General features: G+C 72.4%; 15 protein-coding genes. 13 read left to right on the plus strand and 2 right to left on the minus strand.

What is annotated here, in order from left to right; all coding sequences use genetic code 11:
• Positions 1-15 precede the first annotated feature (15 nt).
• Positions 16-900: a cytochrome P450 gene (locus AB0M93_RS46970; RefSeq protein WP_364287463.1), complete on the minus strand. Its 885-nt coding sequence runs from the start codon at positions 898-900 to the stop codon at positions 16-18.
• A 30-nt stretch (positions 901-930) separates the two neighbouring features.
• Between AB0M93_RS46970 and AB0M93_RS46975 the strand changes: the two genes are divergently transcribed.
• The 5 genes from AB0M93_RS46975 (at position 931) to AB0M93_RS46995 (ending at position 6,219) form a co-directional block, all read left to right on the plus strand.
• Positions 931-2,469, plus strand: a complete 1,539-nt coding sequence (locus AB0M93_RS46975) for a fatty acyl-AMP ligase (RefSeq protein ID WP_364287466.1) — start codon at positions 931-933, stop codon at positions 2,467-2,469.
• The gene (locus AB0M93_RS46980; RefSeq protein ID WP_364287469.1) at positions 2,462-2,722 is read left to right on the plus strand and encodes an acyl carrier protein; all 261 of its coding nucleotides are present in this window, start codon (positions 2,462-2,464) and stop codon (positions 2,720-2,722) included. The genes AB0M93_RS46975 and AB0M93_RS46980 overlap by 8 nt, the downstream gene beginning before the upstream one ends.
• Positions 2,723-2,889: 167 nt before the next feature.
• Positions 2,890-3,204 (plus strand): hypothetical protein, encoded by a 315-nt coding sequence (locus AB0M93_RS46985; protein WP_364287472.1) that lies wholly within the window; start codon positions 2,890-2,892, stop codon positions 3,202-3,204.
• Entirely contained in the window at positions 3,204-5,735 is a 2,532-nt protein-coding gene (locus AB0M93_RS46990; RefSeq protein ID WP_364287474.1) for a hypothetical protein, read from the plus strand. Before AB0M93_RS46985 ends, AB0M93_RS46990 begins: the two co-directional genes overlap by 1 nt.
• A gap of 19 nt (positions 5,736-5,754) precedes the next feature.
• On the plus strand, positions 5,755-6,219 hold the full coding sequence (locus AB0M93_RS46995; protein WP_364287477.1) for a hypothetical protein: 465 nt from the start codon (positions 5,755-5,757) through the stop codon (positions 6,217-6,219).
• Positions 6,220-6,241: 22 nt separating this feature from the next.
• On the opposite strand, the gene AB0M93_RS47000 is transcribed toward AB0M93_RS46995, so the two are convergent.
• A complete protein-coding gene (locus AB0M93_RS47000) occupies positions 6,242-7,066 on the minus strand; it encodes an alpha/beta hydrolase (RefSeq protein WP_364287480.1) in 825 nt (274 codons plus the stop codon).
• A gap of 384 nt (positions 7,067-7,450) precedes the next feature.
• On the opposite strand from AB0M93_RS47000, the gene glmS reads away from it, so the two are divergent.
• The 8 genes from glmS to tsaE all read left to right on the plus strand — a co-directional run bounded on the left by glmS (position 7,451) and on the right by tsaE (position 16,906).
• Entirely contained in the window at positions 7,451-9,313 is a 1,863-nt protein-coding gene (gene glmS / locus AB0M93_RS47005) for a glutamine--fructose-6-phosphate transaminase (isomerizing) (protein WP_364287483.1), read from the plus strand.
• Between the two features lie 15 nt (positions 9,314-9,328).
• Complete coding sequence (locus tag AB0M93_RS47010; protein WP_364287486.1) at positions 9,329-10,768, plus strand: NAD(P)H-hydrate dehydratase; 1,440 nt, start codon at positions 9,329-9,331, stop codon at positions 10,766-10,768.
• Between the two features lie 65 nt (positions 10,769-10,833).
• Positions 10,834-11,667, plus strand: a complete 834-nt coding sequence (locus AB0M93_RS47015) for a DeoR/GlpR family DNA-binding transcription regulator (RefSeq protein WP_364287489.1) — start codon at positions 10,834-10,836, stop codon at positions 11,665-11,667.
• Positions 11,657-13,087 (plus strand): xylulokinase, encoded by a 1,431-nt coding sequence (xylB, locus tag AB0M93_RS47020; RefSeq protein WP_364287492.1) that lies wholly within the window; start codon positions 11,657-11,659, stop codon positions 13,085-13,087. Before AB0M93_RS47015 ends, xylB begins: the two co-directional genes overlap by 11 nt.
• Positions 13,088-13,090: 3 nt before the next feature.
• Positions 13,091-14,182, plus strand: coding sequence for a sn-glycerol-3-phosphate ABC transporter ATP-binding protein UgpC (ugpC, locus tag AB0M93_RS47025; protein WP_364287495.1), 1,092 nt, complete (start codon positions 13,091-13,093; stop codon positions 14,180-14,182).
• A gap of 29 nt (positions 14,183-14,211) precedes the next feature.
• Positions 14,212-15,327 carry an alanine racemase gene (gene alr, locus AB0M93_RS47030; protein ID WP_364287498.1) on the plus strand — a complete coding sequence of 372 codons (1,116 nt, stop codon included), beginning with the start codon at positions 14,212-14,214 and terminating at the stop codon, positions 15,325-15,327.
• Positions 15,324-16,421 (plus strand): alpha/beta hydrolase, encoded by a 1,098-nt coding sequence (locus AB0M93_RS47035; protein WP_364287501.1) that lies wholly within the window; start codon positions 15,324-15,326, stop codon positions 16,419-16,421. The genes alr and AB0M93_RS47035 overlap by 4 nt, the downstream gene beginning before the upstream one ends.
• The gene (gene tsaE, locus AB0M93_RS47040; RefSeq protein ID WP_364287504.1) at positions 16,418-16,906 is read left to right on the plus strand and encodes a tRNA (adenosine(37)-N6)-threonylcarbamoyltransferase complex ATPase subunit type 1 TsaE; all 489 of its coding nucleotides are present in this window, start codon (positions 16,418-16,420) and stop codon (positions 16,904-16,906) included. The genes AB0M93_RS47035 and tsaE overlap by 4 nt, the downstream gene beginning before the upstream one ends.
• The last annotated feature ends 29 nt before the right edge of the window (positions 16,907-16,935 follow it).

The following is a 16,935-nucleotide window of genomic DNA, read 5'->3' on the forward strand; positions in this document are numbered from 1 at the left end:
GTGTTCAGGCGAGTTCTAACTCGCCTGAACACTCACGACAACTCGCGCCGAGACCAAGCCGTGGAACACCGGATGAGTCTTCCAACGCACGTCCCGCACTTCGCACCCGCTGCCGAGGTGCGCGGCCAGCGCGCCGAGCGCGATCTCGCCCTCGGCCAGCGCGACGCCGGATCCCGGGCACGCGTGCCGGCCCAGGCCGAACGGCAGGCCGTCGGCCAGGGAGATCGCCACCGGGCCGTCCGGGCCGAAGCGCAGGACGTACCGGGCCGGGCAGATCGCCGTCACCAGCTCGCGCACGCTGCGCGGGCCTGAACCCGCGAGTTCGAGGCCCGCGCAGGCCAGGAAGTTCAGCGAGTTCTCGTACGCCGCGTGCGCCAGCACGACCGGGGTGAACGTCAGCTCGTCTTCGTCGAGCCGCCCGGCCGCGTGCGCCTCCCGCAACGCCGTCAGCCCACCTGGCCCGGCCGGAGTCCGGCTGAGCTGGACCGCCAGCCGGAACGCCGACGCCTGCCCGGCCCGGTCCACCCCGCCGAAGACGTCGAGGTTCGCCGTCGTCGCCTCGAGGTGGTCCAGGAAGACGTCGTCGAGGGGGAGGCCCAGCACCGCCGACGTCACCAGCCCCGCCACCGGCCGCGCGAAGTCGCGCACGAGGTCGAACGACGTCCCCAGGCCGGCCACCAGGGCCTCGATCGACGTGCGCAGGGTGTCGGGGAACGGCTCCAGCCCGGCGATGATCTCTCGCAGCACCGAGCGCACGCGGGTGTGCTCTTCGCCGTCCCGCAGCAGCAGGCTGGGCGAGCCGCCACCGGGATCCGACGTCAGCTCGAGCGACCGCAGGGCCCGTGCGCACGCGTCGCGGCCGGAGACCACCCCGATGCCGTGCCGTTCGAACTCGTCCATCGCTTCGACACGGTAGGGCAGGATGGAGCCGTGCCGCCCGCAGCCGTCCCGGATGACGTCCTGACCACGCCGTTCACGGACTACCTGCTCCGCAACGCGGGCGCGGACCGCCCCGCGTTCACCTGCCGCACCTTCCCGGGCCCGGCCGACCGCACGCTGACCTGGCCGCAGCTGCTCGCCCGCGTCCGCGGCGTCGCCCGCGAGCTGCGGCGCGTCACCCGGCCGGGCGACCGGGTGGCGATCGTCGCCCGGCAGGACCTCGGCTACGTCACCGCCTTCCTCGGGACGCTCTACGCCGGGCGCATCGCGGTGCCGCTGTCGGTGCCGACCGGCCGCACGAACCGCGCCCGGATCGAGGCGGCCTTCGCGGACGCCACCCCGGCGGCCTGCCTCACGTCGAAGGACCTGGTGGACAAGGTCCCGCCGGTCGCCGTGCTCGCCGTCGATGACATCGAAGACATCGAGGACGGCGACGCCGAGCCGCCCGCCGCCGTGGCGATGACCGATCCGGCGTACCTGCAGTACACGTCCGGCTCGACGCGCCGCCCGGCCGGCGCGGTGATCTCGCACCGCGCGCTGGTGGCCGCCTGCTGGCAGACGACGCAGTGCTACCGCGCCGACGCCTCGACTCCCCTGGTCGGCTGGGTGCCGTTCTTCCACGACATGGGCCTGGTCCTGCTCGTCGGCACGCCTGTCTTCCTCGGCTCGCGCTCGGTCTTCTTCACGCCGATGGAGTTCGTGCGCGACCCGCTGCGCTGGATCCGGCTGCTGGCCGAGCACCCGGGGGCCGTCACCGCCGCGCCGAACTTCGCCTTCGACCTGGCCGCGGAGGCGGCCGGAGAGCTCGAAGCCGTCGACCTCTCCCACGTCAACTCCCTGCTCAACGGCAGCGAGCCGGTGCGCGCGGCCACCGTCGAGAACTTCGCGCGGGCCTTCGCGCCCTTCGGGCTGCCGCCCGCCGCCCACAAGCCGGCCTACGGGCTCGCCGAGGCGACGGTGTTCGTCACGAGCGCCGGCGACGAAGGAGCGACGATCACCGTGTTCGACGGCGAGCCGCACGTGTCGGTGGGGCGCCCGTACGGCCAGCGGATCCGCGTTGCCGACAAGGAGATCCAGGTGTCGGGCCCGAACCTCGCCGACGGCTACTGGGGCCGCGACGACGTGCTCGCCCCCGGCGGCTGGCTGGCCACCGGCGACCTCGGCTTCGTCCACAACGGACAGTTGTACGTCACCGGCCGCCGCAAGGACCTGATCATCGTCGACGGCCGCAACCACCACCCGCAGGACATCGAGGCCACCGTCGAGGCCGCGCACCCGAGCGTCCGGCGTGCCGCCGCGTTCGGCGTGCGGGACGGCCACGGCGAAGGCGTCGCCGTCGTGGCCGGGTGCACCGCGCCGGGCGAAGAGGTCGAGACGGCCGTGCGGCGGGCCGTCTCGGCCGGGCACGACCTGCCGGTGCGCGCGGTGTGGCTGGTGCGGCCGGGCGAGGTGCCGCGGACCTCCAGCGGCAAGGTGTCCCGCGCCGCGGCCCGGGACCGCTGGTGGGGCGAGAATGGGCGCCATGACTGACCCGGGGGCCTACGTCGACGAGATCCGGCGGATCATCGCGTTCGCGCTGGAGATCCCGCCGGAGCGGCTCACCGACACCACGCCGTTCGACGACATCGGTATGACGTCCCGGCAGCGCATCCAGCTGCTGGCCCGGGCCGAGGTGACCTACGGCGTCTCGGTCGACCTGGACGAGCTCGACCGGCTGGTGGACATCCGCGGCGTCGCCGAGGTGATCGCCGAGGCGGTCGCGGCGCAGGGCCGCCGGGAGTAGGGCTCGGGCGGGTGCACTTCGCGGAACCGCAGGTCCGCCGCCCGGCCGGACGCTAGACTCTCTGTGCATCTGCGACGGCACCGAACGGTGTCCGGGCGCGTCACAGTCCCGGAACGTCAGCGAGACTGTGACATCGCAGGAGTGCGGGATCGAAGGGGGCAGCGACCATGCCGGACGGGTATGCAGCGAGTTCGGAGGCGATGACGCGGGCGCAGGTGCGCCTGGCGGACGTCGCCGACGACCCGGCGGCCGAAGCCAAGAAGGTCGCGCCGACCGAGATCGTCGCCGCCGACTTCGGCCGCGTGCACCAGGAGAGCTTCGGCAAGTACAAGGCCGGGATGGACGAGATCGGCGCGGGCCTGACCGGGCTGTCGAACGCCCTCGCGAACCTCGGCGGCGGGATCGGGACCGCGGGCGGCAAGTACACGACCCAGGAAGCGAACGCCGGGGCGACCGCGAACCAGGCCGGGGGTAACCGCTGATGGCTGACTGGGCCGAAATCAAGAAGGTCCTCGACGACCCGAACGTCTCCATGGACACCAAGACGAAGCTCATGGAGGAGTACGACCGCAACACCTTCAACTTCAACGACGAAGAAGAAGAGTACGCGAAGAAGTACATCGAAAACTATTCCGACGGTGGCGGCGGCTGGGACGCGTTCGACTCGGACGACACCGACGAGATCGTCTCCGAGGCGAAGCAGGAGTCGGCGGCCAAGAACCAGGAACACCAGCGGCAGACCGCCGAACGGGACCAGGCGAAGAAGAACCTCGACGGGATCGCCGCGCCGGCGCTGGGGGCCGGCGCGAAGAGTTCCGACGAACAGCTCGACCAGGGCAACGTGGCGGTCGACCTGCTCGCCAAGTGGACCGACGAGGTCTGGAACCAGATCAAGGGCGGCGAAGGCGAAAAGAAGAACTCCCAGACGGACCTCAAGGACAAGTTCCACGAGAACCGCGGGATCCAGTACCAGAAGTTCCTCAGCGACGCCGACGACCTGAGCAAGGCGCACAAGGTCGTCGAGGAAACCCTCACCAAGAGCGACACCGAGCTGCAGACGCTCTTCGGCGAGTGGAAGGGCAAGGGCGCCAACGCGGCGGAGATCAAGTACGACGAGACGATCAAGCCGCACGCGAAGGAGCTGTCGCAGCAGATCGACGGCGCGGCCAAGCTGATCCCGGAGACCGTCTCGCAGGTCTTCACCGCGGTGAAGAAGAAGGTCGACGAGGTCCTGCAGCTGCACCGCCCGGTGATCGCCGAGGCCGACATCCCGATGGCCAAGGACGTCCTCAAGATCGCCAACGGCGACACCGACAAGTTCGACGACTTCATGAAGGTCGCCGGCTGGATCGACGCCGTCAACGCGAAGAACGGCAACCCGTCGAACCTGGCCGAGCGGCTGCAGAACGACGACTGCGGCTTCAACGACGAGAACAAGGAATACGGCCGGAACGTCTGCCGCTACTGGCGTGACGGCGCGTTCTCGACCGAGTACAAGAGCCTGATCAACGCGTTCGACGGGTCCTGCACGGCCGCCAAGCAGACCATCGACCAGCAGTTCGGCGCGCTGGCGCGGTACATGGACGGCTACCGCAACCAGCTGACCGAGGCCAAGAACGACGGCGGCGGCGGCGACAAGACCGGGAACTCCGGCAACACCGGGAGCACCGGGACGGGTGGCACCGGCACCGGGGGCGGTGGGACCGGAGGCGGCGGCACCGGGGGCGGTGGCACCGGCGGTGGCACCGGGGGTGGTGGCACGACGCCGTCGGCGGTCGAGCCGCCGAAGGCCGAAGAGCCGCCGAAGCACGAAGACGGCAAGAACCCGATCACCGGCAAGCCCCTGGAGGTCGACCCGTCGACCGGCCAGCCGTACCCGATCGACCCGAAGACCGGCGAGGCCATCAAGGACCTCGACGACACCGACACGGTGTCGGTCAAGAAGGGCGACAACACGATCTCGATGTCCGAGCCCGACAAGGAGGGCAAGCAGGACATCTCCGTGGACGACGGCCACGGCCACAAGAAGGACTACCACCTCGACTGGGGTGACGACGACAAGGACGGCGCCAAGGGCGCGGACGGCAAGGACGGCGACAAGGCGTCCTTCGGCCCGCAGGGCAGCCAGCAGGCGGTCAAGGAAGGCCAGCCCGGCGCGGACGGCAGCTACAAGCCGGGGCCAGACGGCAAGATCCACATCCAGGACGGCAACCTCAAGATCACCGCCGAGCGGCCGGAGGGCCCGGACGGGCCGACGATCGTGACCGTCGACGACGGCAAGGGCGAGCCGACCACCTACACCCTGGACGAGAAGGACGACCCGAAGGCCGGCGACGGCAAGGCGGACGTCAAGGCGGACGGCAAGCCGGGCGCCGACGGCACCACGGGCACGTCCGGCGCGTCCGGTTCGGACATCCGGCACGACCCGAACGCCGAATCCCCGCTGACCAAGGACCCGGCGCCGGCCAACCCCGACCCCGGCTTCACGCGCAGCGAAGCGACTTCGGGGTTCACCGCGCCCGGCGGCTTCGACGGCGACCTCGGCGGCAGCGTCGGAGCCGAGCCCGCGGTGGCGACGGCCGACGCGGGCGCGAGCGGCGGCACCGGTGACGCGACGACGACGGCCGGCGCGAGCAACTTCGGCTCCGCCGTCACCGGCGGCGGGTCGCCGGACTTCGCCGGCGCCGTGTCGCTGGACCCGGGCGCCCAGACGGGCAGCGACGCCTCGTTGCCGATGTCCGACGGCGGGGGCGGGCTCGGTGCCACGCCGGTCGACCCCGGCCTGCACCAGGCGGCCGCGAGCTCGTCGAGCTCGAGCGCGATGTCGGGGATGGGCGGCATGGGCATGATGGGCGGCATGGGCGGCGCACCGGGTGGCGGTGGCGGCGACCAGCAGCGCGGGCCCAGCCAGTACCGCGTCGAGGGCGGCGTGTTCGAGACGTCCGGCGCGAAGGGCCGGATCAGCGGTTCGCTGGACGACGAGGGTGACCGTTCGATCCGGTACGACCGGTGACGAGGGCCGAGGAGGGCCGATGAGCAGCGCCGAAGACCGGTATCGCGCGGCGATCTCGACGATGGAAGCCGCGGCGCGGGAGCAGGACGAGCAGCGGGGGCTGCGCGAACGCCGGCTCGCCGAGGCCCAGCAGCAGGCCCGCGAAGGCATGCAGCGGGAGCTCGCGGCCGCGCAGAAGTACGCCGAGCACATGGACGAGCTCAACAAGCGCAAGCAGAGCGCGGGCGGCTGGGCGACGGAGAAGACGCTGGCCGACAAGTCCCGCGAGTCGCTGATGGAGTTCGGCGTCCACGAAGAGGAAGCGGACACCGGCTACACGAACTACCCGACGCCGAGCTACGGCACCCCGGCCGTGGCGGCCCCGCCACGCCCGGAGCCGGCCCCGGAACCGCCGCCGGCCGCCCCCGAGCCGCCGCGGCGTGGACGGCACGCGCGTCAGCCCGACGACGAGGACGACTTCTCCAGCACGAGCTGGCTGGTCTGAGCCCGGGAAGAGCCCGTCCGCGTCAGTGGGCGGGCTCTTCTTCGCGCTCGATGGGGGCGCGCTTGACGTCCGCCTCGAGCAGCGGCCGGTACTTGTCGGTGCCGGTCAGGTGGGTCAGGAAGAACGCCGTGAACAGCGCGCGCGTCAGCTGCTGCGTCTTGCGGTGCGGCTTGCCGTGCATGATCAGCTGCGACCAGTGCCGGCCCTCGGTGACGCCCAGGTGGGACGCCTTGCCGAGGAAGCGCAGCTGGACGTCGTCGCCGCCCCACGCCCCGGCGATGGCCTCGGCGTGCGCGGCGGACGGGGCGACCAGGTCCGTCTCCGCGGCCAGGTGCAGGCCGGGAACGGTGATCGCCTTGGCCGCCTCGGTGGCCGGCGGGAGCGTCTGGGCCGCCGTGATCGTGGCGACGGCCTTGATCCGGGGCTTCTCGCTCTGCGCGTCCTGCGCCGCGGCGAGGACGGCGGAGCCGCCGCCGGTCGAGTGGCCGGCGAGCCCGAGCTTGGCGGGGTCGACGCTGATGCCGTCCGGGCCGAGCCGCACGGTCGTCACGACGTCGAGGGTGGTCAGCAGGTCGGCGGCGAGCAGCCGGTGCGAGGGCAGCGGCCCGCGCTGGGTGGCCGGCGCGGCGGCGACGATGCCCCAGCTGGCGAGGTGGCGCAGCAGCTCCCGGTACCGGTCGGGCGGCTGCAGCCAGCCGTGCCCGAAGGCGACGGCCGGCAGTCCGAGGCCGGCCCGGGGCGTGAACACGACGCCGGGCAGCCCGACCAGGGCGAGATTGCCCCGCAGGACCTCGTGCGGACCCGGGTGCGTCAACTCCGCGAGCAGCTGCTTGGGCTTGCTGGCCATGGCCGGAACCCTACTGTGCGCGCCGTCCCCCGGCTCGCCCGCCGCCCCGGCGCGCCGAACGCGACATCCGGCCGCTCGCGGGGGCGCCCCCCGTTTTCCACTCTACCGGCAGGCACCGACAGTTCCGGCCGCTCAGACCGGCCGGCCCTCCAGGTACGCGAGCCGACCCGCCGGGTACGCCAGCCGACTTCCCAGGTCCGCGAGCCGACCCGCCGGGTACGCCCGGCCGACCCTCGGGGTGCGCGAGCCAGCCTTCCGGTTGCGCGAGCCGACCCTCCGGATACGCCGTATTGGTTTGAACCACCCGGCTGGGTGTCTTTGCAGGTCGGGGGCGGTTCGCGGACCCCGTCAACCCGCTGAATGTCCCTCGTTAGGCTGGTGTGCGTGTGTGGAATCGTGGGATATGTCGGGCACCGCCCGGCTCTGGACGTCGTCCTCGGTGGGCTCCGGCGCATGGAGTACCGCGGTTACGACTCGGCCGGTGTCGCGGTCCTCGACGGCGCCGGTGCGCTGACCGTCGAGCGCAAGGCGGGCCGGCTGGCCAACCTGGAAGGCCGGCTCGACGAGGTCGGCCGCGAGCACTTCGGCGGCACCGCCGGCATGGGGCACACCCGCTGGGCCACCCACGGCGCGCCGATCGACCGCAACTCGCACCCGCACCGCGACGCCTCGCAGCGCGTCGCCGTCGTGCACAACGGCATCATCGAAAACTTCGCCGCCCTCCGCGCCGAGCTGGAAGCCGACGGCGTGGAGATGGCCAGCGACACCGACAGCGAGACCGCCGCTCACCTGATCGCGCGGGCGTACACCGAGGGTGACACCAAGGGTGACTTCACCGCCAGCGTCGCCGCCGTGTGCCGCCGCCTCGAAGGCGCGTTCACCCTGGTCGTGACGCACGCCGACCACCCGGACACGATCGTGGCCGCGCGCCGGTCGTCGCCGCTGGTCGTCGGCGTCGGCGAGGGCGAGCACTTCGTCGCCTCCGACGTCGCCGCGTTCATCGAGCACACCCGCGAGGCCGTCGAGCTCGGCCAGGACCAGCTCGTCGTCATCACCCGCGAGGGCTACGAGGTCCTGGACTTCCACGGCGACGCCGCCCAGGCCAAGCCGTTCACCGTGGACTGGGACCTCTCCGCCGCCGAAAAGGGCGGCCACGAGTACTTCATGCTCAAGGAGATCGAGGAGCAGCCCGAAGCGCTGGCGAACACGCTGCGCGGGCACTTCGAGTCCGGCCGGATCATCCTCGACGAGCAGCGCATCTCCGACCAGGACCTCCGCGACGTCGACAAGGTCTTCGTCGTCGCCTGCGGCTCGGCCTACCACTCCGGCCTGGTCGCCAAGTACGCCATCGAGCACTGGACGCGGCTGCCGGTCGAGGTCGAGCTGGCGAGCGAGTTCCGCTACCGCGACCCGGTCCTCGACCGCGACACGCTCGTCGTCGCGGTGAGCCAGTCCGGCGAGACGGCGGACACGCTAGAAGCCGTCCGGCACGCGCGTGAGCAGAAGGCGCGCGTCCTCGCCGTCTGCAACACCAACGGCGCGCAGATCCCGCGCGAGTCCGACGCCGTGCTCTACACCCACGCCGGGCCCGAGATCGGCGTCGCGTCGACGAAGGCGTTCCTCGCCCAGATCGCGGCCAACTACCTGGTCGGCCTGGCGCTGGCCCAGGCGCGCGGCACGAAGTACCCGGACGAGGTCGCGCGCGAGTTCGCCGAGCTCGAGGCCATGCCCGCGGCCGTCCAGAAGGTACTGTCCACTGTGGAACAGGTGCGCGACCTCGGCCGCCGGATCGCCGACTCCAAGGCGATCCTGTTCCTCGGCCGCCACGTCGGCTTCCCGGTCGCCCTCGAAGGCGCGCTGAAGCTCAAGGAACTGGCGTACATGCACGCCGAGGGCTTCGCCGCCGGCGAGCTCAAGCACGGCCCGATCGCGCTGATCGAAGAGGGCCTGCCGGTCGTCGTCGTGATGCCGTCGCCCAAGGGCCGCGCGGTGCTGCACTCGAAGCTCGTGTCCAACATCAGCGAGATCCAGGCGCGTGGCGCCCGCACGATCGTGATCGCCGAAGAGGGCGACGAGACCGTCCGGCCGTTCGCCGACGAGCTCATCGAGGTCCCCGCGGTGCCGACGCTGCTGCAGCCGCTGGTGTCCACGGTGCCGCTGCAGGTGCTGGCCGCGGAGATCGCCCGCGCCCGCGGGTACGACGTCGACAAGCCGCGTAACCTGGCGAAGTCCGTCACCGTCGAGTAAGCGGGGGTCGCCGCCGTGCAGGGAATCTGGACCACGGAACGGATTCGCGAGGCGGAGGGGCGGGCGTTCGCCGTCACGCCCGACTGCGAGCTGATGCGGCGAGCCTCGTTCGGGCTCGCGGTGCAGATCGCGGATCTCCTGGAGGACCACACCGGCGGCGTTTCCGGCCGCCGGGTCGTGCTCCTGGTCGGCTCGGGCGACAACGGCGGCGACGCCCTGTGGGCCGGCGCGTTCCTGCGCCGCCGCGGGGTGGCCGTCACGGCGATCCTGCTCACGCCCGAGAAGGCGCACTCCGCGGGTCTTCGCGCGGTGCGACGGGCGGGCGGCCGGATCGTGTCCGTCGCGGACGGTCCACAGTGGATCGTCCGCGCCGACGTCGTGGTCGACGGGATCGTCGGCATCTCCGGGCGCGGGTCCCTGCGGCCGGACGCGGCACGGCTGGTCGAGCTGGTCGAGGCCCCGATCGTCGCCGTCGACCTGCCCAGCGGCGTCGACGCGGACACCGGCGCGGTCGACGGCCCGGCGGTGCGGGCCACCCGCACGGTCACCTTCGGCGCGCTCAAACCGGTCCACGCCCTGGCGCCGTCGTGGTGCGGCGAGGTCGTGCTGGTCGACATCGGTCTGGACCTGACCGAACCGTCGCTGGAGCGCCTGGACATCGTGGACGTCGCCGCGGCCTGGCCGGTGCCCGGCCCGGAGGACGACAAGTACAGCCAGGGCGTGGTGGGCGTCGCGGCGGGCTCGGCGACGTACCCGGGCGCGGCGGTGCTCGCCGCGGGCTCGGCCGTCCGCGCGACCTCGGGTCTCGTGCGCTACGCGGGCCACGCGGCGGACGTCGTCCGCGCCCAGTGGCCGGAGGTCATCGCGACCGGCACGGTGGCCGACGCGGGCCGGGTCCAGGCGTGGGTGGTCGGGCCCGGCATCGGCACGGGTTCCGACGGCCGGGACGTCCTGCACCACGTCCTCGGCCAGGGCGTCCCGGTCTGCGCGGACGCCGATGCGACGACGATCATCGCGAAGTCCCCGGAGGTCCTGGACGCGCGCGACCCGGACACGCCCCTGGTCCTGACCCCGCACGCGGGCGAGTACGAGCGCCTGATGGGCCGCAAGCCGGGAGCGGACCGCGTGACGGCGGCGCGCGAAGCGGCGAAGAAGTACGACGCGGTGGTGCTGCTGAAGGGCCACTGCACGGTGATCGCGGCCCCGGACGGCCGGACGGCGGTCAACACCCCGCGCGGCGCCTGGCTCGCAACCGCGGGCTCGGGTGACGTCCTCTCGGGCCTGGTCGGGGCCCTGCTGGCGGCCGGCTTGGACCCCTGGCTGGCCGCAGCGGCCGCCGCCCACGTGCACTCCCTGGCGGGCGCGATCGCGGCCCAGAACGCCCCGACGTCGGCCTCCGGCCTGGTCCACGCGATCCCGGAGGCCATCCGCTCGATCCGGTCGCTGACGACCTGACATTCGTGAGAAGACTTATCGAGTTCTCTGTTAACTTCACGGGGTAAATCTGGTAAGAATGCCGTGTGAGCGGCGGCACAGTATCCGGAGACCGGAAGACCCGGCCGTCCGATGCCGTCGTCGAGCAGCGGCGGCAGGACATCCTCGATCACGTCATCGAGCACGGCGAAGCCCGGATCGACGACCTGACGTCGAGGTTCAAGGTCAGCCTGATGACCATGCACCGCGACCTCGACGACCTCGCCGAGCGCCGGCTCCTGCGCAAGCTGCGCGGCAAGGTGGAGGCGTACCCCGCGCTCACCATCGAGACCGCCGCCCGCTTCCGCGACACGCTCCACCACGGCGAGAAGGAAGCCCTCGGCGACTCGGCCGCGAACCACGTCCAGCCCGGCCAGACCGTCTTCGTCGACGACTCGACCACGCTCCTCCCGCTGGTCCGTCGGCTGGCCGAGATCGACGCCCTCACCGTCGTCACCAACTCGCTGCACGCCGCCCGGCTGCTCGGGCCGAAGGTCGACGTCGTGCTCGCCGGCGGCCGGTACAGCCACGAATACGACTCCTGCGCCGGTCCCGAGGTCATCAACCTGCTCGACAGCATCCGCGCCGACGTCGCGTTCGTCTCGGTCACCGCCGTCGCCGTCGGCCGCCTGTTCCACCCGGACCGCGACTACGCCGAGCTCAAGAAGGCCGCGCTCAAGATCGCCAACCAGAACGTCCTGGTCGTCGACCACTCGAAGTTCGGCCGCACCGCCACCTACGCGCACGGTGACGTCGGCGACTACGACCTGCTGATCACCGGCCAGGCCACACCCACCGAGGAGATCGAGGCCGCGCTCAACGCCGGCACCGCGATCGAGATCGTCGAACACGTCGCAGAGGGGCAGCCCTATGACAGCTGAGCTGGTCGCCGGCATCGACTCGTCCACGCAGTCGACCAAGGTCGTCGTGTGCGACGCGGAAACCGGCGAGATCGTCCGCACCGGCCGCGCGCCGCACCCCGAGGGCACCGAGGTCGGCCCCGCCGCCTGGTGGGATGCCTTCCAGGAGGCGTCGAAAGGCCTGCTCGACGGCGTCCGGGCGATCGGCGTCGGCGGGCAGCAGCACGGCATGGTCACCCTCGACGAAGACGGCGAGGTGGTCCGGCCGGCGCTGCTCTGGAACGACACCCGGTCCGCGCAGGCGGCGCTCGACCTCATCGAGGAACTCGGCGGGCCGTCGGCTTGGGCGAAGTCCGTCGGCTCGGTGCCGGTCGCCAGCTTCACCGTCACGAAGCTGCGCTGGATGGCGGAGAACGAGCCCGAGCTCGCCGACCGCGTCACGCGGGTCCTGCTCCCGCACGACTGGCTGACCTGGAAGCTCACCGGCGGCGACCCGGTCACCGACCGCGGTGACGCCTCGGGCACCGGCTACTTCTCGCCGTCCGACAACGCCTACCGCCTCGACGTCCTGAGCCACGCCTTCGGCGGCCGGACGCCGGAGCTGCCGACGGTGCTCGGCCCGGCCGACGCCGCCGGCCACACCCCGGACGGCGTGCTCGTCTCCGCCGGCACCGGCGACAACATGGCCGCCGCGCTCGGGCTGGAACTCCAGCCGGGCGACGCCGTCGTCTCGCTCGGCACCAGCGGCACCGTGTTCGGCGTCGCCGAGACCGGTGCGGCCGACGTCAGCGGCGAGGTCGCCGGGTTCGCCGACGCCACCGGCCGCTTCCTGCCGCTCGCCTGCACCCTCAACGCTGCCCGCGTCCTGACCGCGACGGCCGCGATGCTCGGCGCGACGCTGAGCGAGTTCGACCGGCTCGCGCTGGCCGCCGCGCCCGGCGCCGGCGGGCTCACCTTCCTGCCGTACCTGGACGGCGAGCGCACCCCGAACCTGCCCGGCGCCACCGGTTCGCTGGCCGGGCTGACCAGGGACAACATGACCCCGGAGAACCTCGCGCGCAGCGCCGTCGAAGGCATGCTCTGCGGCCTGGCCGCGGGTCTCGACGCGGTGCGCGCGCACGGCCTCGACGTCCAGCGCGTGCTGCTGATCGGCGGTGGTGCCCAGTCGCGGGCCGTCCGCGCGGTCGCGCCGCTGGTCTTCGGCGTGCCCGTGCAGCTGCCCGAAGTCGCCGAGTACGTCGCGCTCGGCGCGGCGCGGCAGGCGGCGTGGGCCCTGGCTTCCAGCGCGGAACCCCCGTCCTGGCAGGAACACCAGAAGCTCCGGCTCGAGCTGGACGAGCCGACCGAGGCGCAGCGCGCCGAGGGCCACCGGATCCAGCAGCGCCACCTCGAAGCCCGCGAAGCGGCTTACGGGGTCCGGCGGAATCTCGGAGAGGACTGACCGATGGCTTCCATCACCTACGACAAGGCGACCCGGCGTTACGCCGGCTCGGAGCGCCCCGCGGTCGACGCGCTGGACCTGCAGATCGAGGACGGCGAGTTCCTCGTGCTGGTCGGTCCGTCGGGCTGCGGCAAGTCGACCAGCCTGCGCATGCTCGCCGGTCTCGAGGACATCGACGACGGCGCCGTCTGGATCGGCGACCGCGACGTCACCCAGCTGCCGCCGCGCTCGCGCGACATCGCGATGGTGTTCCAGAACTACGCGCTGTACCCGCACATGACGGTCGCGCAGAACATGGGCTTCGCGCTGAAGATCGCCGGGCGGCCCGCGTCCGAGATCAAGCAGAAGGTCCTCGAGGCGGCGAAGCTGCTCGACATCGAGCAGTACCTCGACCGCAAGCCGAAAGCGCTCTCCGGTGGCCAGCGCCAGCGCGTCGCGATGGGCCGCGCGATCGTCCGCGAGCCGCAGGTCTTCCTCATGGACGAGCCGCTGTCGAACCTCGACGCGAAGCTGCGTGTCTCGACGCGTACGCAGATCGCCGCGTTGCAGCGCCGCCTCGGCGTCACGACGGTGTACGTCACGCACGACCAGGTCGAGGCCATGACGATGGGTGACCGCGTCGCGGTGCTGTCGGACGGCCTGCTGCAGCAGTGCGACACCCCGCGCGCCCTGTACGACCGGCCCGCAAACGCTTTCGTCGCCGGCTTCATCGGCTCGCCCGCGATGAACCTCGTCACGGCGAAGCTGACGGCCGACGGCGCCGAGGTGGGCGGCGCGCGCGTGCCGCTGACCCGCGAGACGCTGGCCGCGGCCGACGGCGACACCGTGACGCTCGGCTTCCGGCCGGAGGCCCTCGAGGTCGCCACCGGCGAAGACGGCACGCTGCCGATCAAGGTGGACCTGGTCGAGGAGCTCGGCTCGGACGCGTTCGTCTACGGCAAGCTCGCCCAGACCGACGCGGACGACACCCGCCCCAACGTGGTGGTCCGGGTCGACCCGCGCACGCCGCCGGCCATGGGTGACACCCTGCACCTGCGGATCCGCCCGGACGAGCTGCACGTGTTCTCCGCCACGTCCGGGGCGCGCCTGCCCTGACCTCGGGTCATGGGAAACTGGGGGTTGCCATGACCCCCAGTTTCCCGCGGGCGCAGGTCGACATCGACCTCGACGCCATCCGCCACAACCTCACCCTGCTGGGCGCCCGCGCGCCCGGTGCCCAGGTGATGGCCGTGGTGAAGGCCGATGCCTACGGCCACGGCGCGCTGCCGGTGGCGCGCGCCGCGGTCGAGGCCGGTGCGTCCTGGCTCGGCACCTGCTCGCTCGGCGAGGCCCTCGCCCTGCGCGAGGCCGGGATCACCAGCCGGCTGTTCAGCTGGCTGGACACCCCCGACGTCGACTTCGCGGCGGGCGTCGAAAACGACATCGACCTCGCGGCCAGCTCGCTGGGTGAGCTTCGCCGCATCGCGGCCGCGGCGAAACCGGGTACCCGGGCGCGTGTGCACCTCAAAATCGACACCGGGTTGTCGCGCAACGGCTGCCCGCCCGCCGCGTGGGCCGGGCTGGTCGAAGCGGCGGCCGCCGAACCGCGGGTCGAGGTCGTCGCCATCTGGTCCCACCTCGCGTGCGCGGACGAGCCGGATCACCCGGCGACCGACCTGCAGGCCAAGCGGTTCGCCGAGGCCTACGACACCGCCCGCGCCGCCGGGCTCGACCCGATGCGGCACCTCGCGAACTCCGCGGCCCTGCTGACCCGGCCCGACCTGCACTTCGACCTCGTGCGCCCGGGCATCGCGATGTACGGGCTCAACCCGGTGCCGCAGGCCGAAGACCTGCGCCCGGCCATGACGTTCCGGTCGGCGGTCGCGCTGGTCAAGCGGATCGAGGCCGGCGAATCCGTGTCGTACGGGCACACCTGGACCGCGGAGCGTGACACGAACCTGGCGCTGGTGCCGGCCGGCTACGCCGACGGCGTCCCGCGGTCGCTGTCCGGACGGATGGACGTACTCCTCGGCGGGCAGCGGCGGCCGGTCGCCGGGCGGGTCTGCATGGACCAGCTCGTCGTCGACTGCGGCGACTACGAGCCGTCCGCCGGCGAGGAGGTCGTCCTGTTCGGCGCGGGGACGCACGGCGAGCCGACGGCCCGGGAATGGGCCGACAAGCTGGGAACCATCGACTACGAGATCGTCACCTCGATGTACCGCCCGCGCGTGCGGCGCCGGTATCTGGGGGAGCGCTCGTGACACCTTCACGTCGACTGCTGGCCATCGCCGGCGGGGTCGGGGCCTTGGCCACCGGGACCGCTGCCGCCGCTATCGTCGCCGCGCAGCAGCGGCGGCACAGTGAGGATCCGTACGTGGACGAGCCGCTGGGGGAGCTGAAGCCCGACCGCACGTCGACGGTCGCGGCCGAGGACGGCACGCCGCTTTCGGTCGAGGAGATCGACCCGGAGGACGGCGGCGAACCGGAACTGACCGTGGTGGGGGTGCACGGCTTCGCGCTTTCCCGGCGCTGCTGGCACTTCCAGCGCCGCGACCTGGCGTCGCTGCGGCTGCCGCGGGTGCGTCAGGTGTACTACGACCACCGCAGCCACGGCCTGTCCGGCGCGGCTTCGGCCGAGACGTCGACCATCGAACAGCTGGCCCGGGACCTGGACTGCGTGCTGCGGTCCGTGGTGCCGGACGGGCCCATCGTGCTGATGGGGCACTCGATGGGCGGCATGGTGATCATGGAACTGGCCGCCGAGTTCCCTTCGCTGTTCGAAGAGCGGGTGGAAGGCGTCGCCTTCATCGCGACGGCCGCGGGCGAGGTGGGCGCACGCGGGCTGCCGCGTTCGCTGCTCTCGAAGTACAACCCGCTCACGCGCGCCGCCGGTGGGCTCGCCGGCTGGCAGCCGGGGCTGGTCGAGTTCGTCCGCGCGGCCGGTGGCCAGCTGACGCGGCAGGCGGTACGCCGGCTGGCGTTCGGCAGCCGCGACGTCGCGCCCCGGCTCGTCGACTTCATGCTCGAGATGCTCGAAGTGACGCCGGTGCGCGGGCTCGTGAACTTCGTCGACACCCTCGGCAGCCACAACCGGTACGCGGCGCTGGCCGGCCTGAAGCACGCCGAAGTCCTGGTCATCGGCGGCGATTCGGACCGGTTCACGCCGTTCGCGCACGCCGAGCGGATCGCGGCCGAGCTGCCCGACGCGGAGCTGGTGCGCGTCCGCGGCGCCGGCCACATGGTCCAGCTCGAGCAGCCCGAGCTGGTGAACAGCCATCTGATCGATCTCCTGCAACGCTGTTCCGGTGCGGACGGCGAATCCTCGTCCCGGCGAACCTGGTGGTGGCAGCGTTGAGTTTCGTGTTCCCGACCCCCGACGAAACGATGGACTTCGGACGGGCCCTCGGCCGCGTCCTGCGCGCGGGTGACCTGGTCCTCCTGGCCGGGCCGCTCGGCGCGGGCAAGACGACGCTGACCCGCGGCATCGCCGACGGCCTCGGCGTCGGCGGCCGGGTGAGCAGCCCGACGTTCGTCCTGGCCCGCGTCCACCCGGCGGGCGCATCGGGCGTGCCGTTGGTGCACGTGGACGCGTACCGCCTCGGCGGCGACCTGTCCCAGCTGGACGACCTGGACCTGGACACGGACCTGGAGCGCTCGGCGATCGTGGTCGAGTGGGGCGAGGGTTCGGCGGAGCGCCTGTCGGACGACTACCTGGTGGTGCGGCTGGACCGCCGTGAGGACGACGTCCGCGAGATCACCCTCGAACCCCACGGTTCGTGGACCGACCGGGTTCCGGAGCTCGCCCAGTCGTGGGGGGTGGGGGCGGGGGTGGGTGATTAGGCAACAACACCAGCCCACCGCCCGCAGCA

This window comes from Amycolatopsis sp. NPDC051102 (assembly GCF_040682815.1).
GTDB lineage: Bacteria > Actinomycetota > Actinomycetes > Mycobacteriales > Pseudonocardiaceae > Amycolatopsis.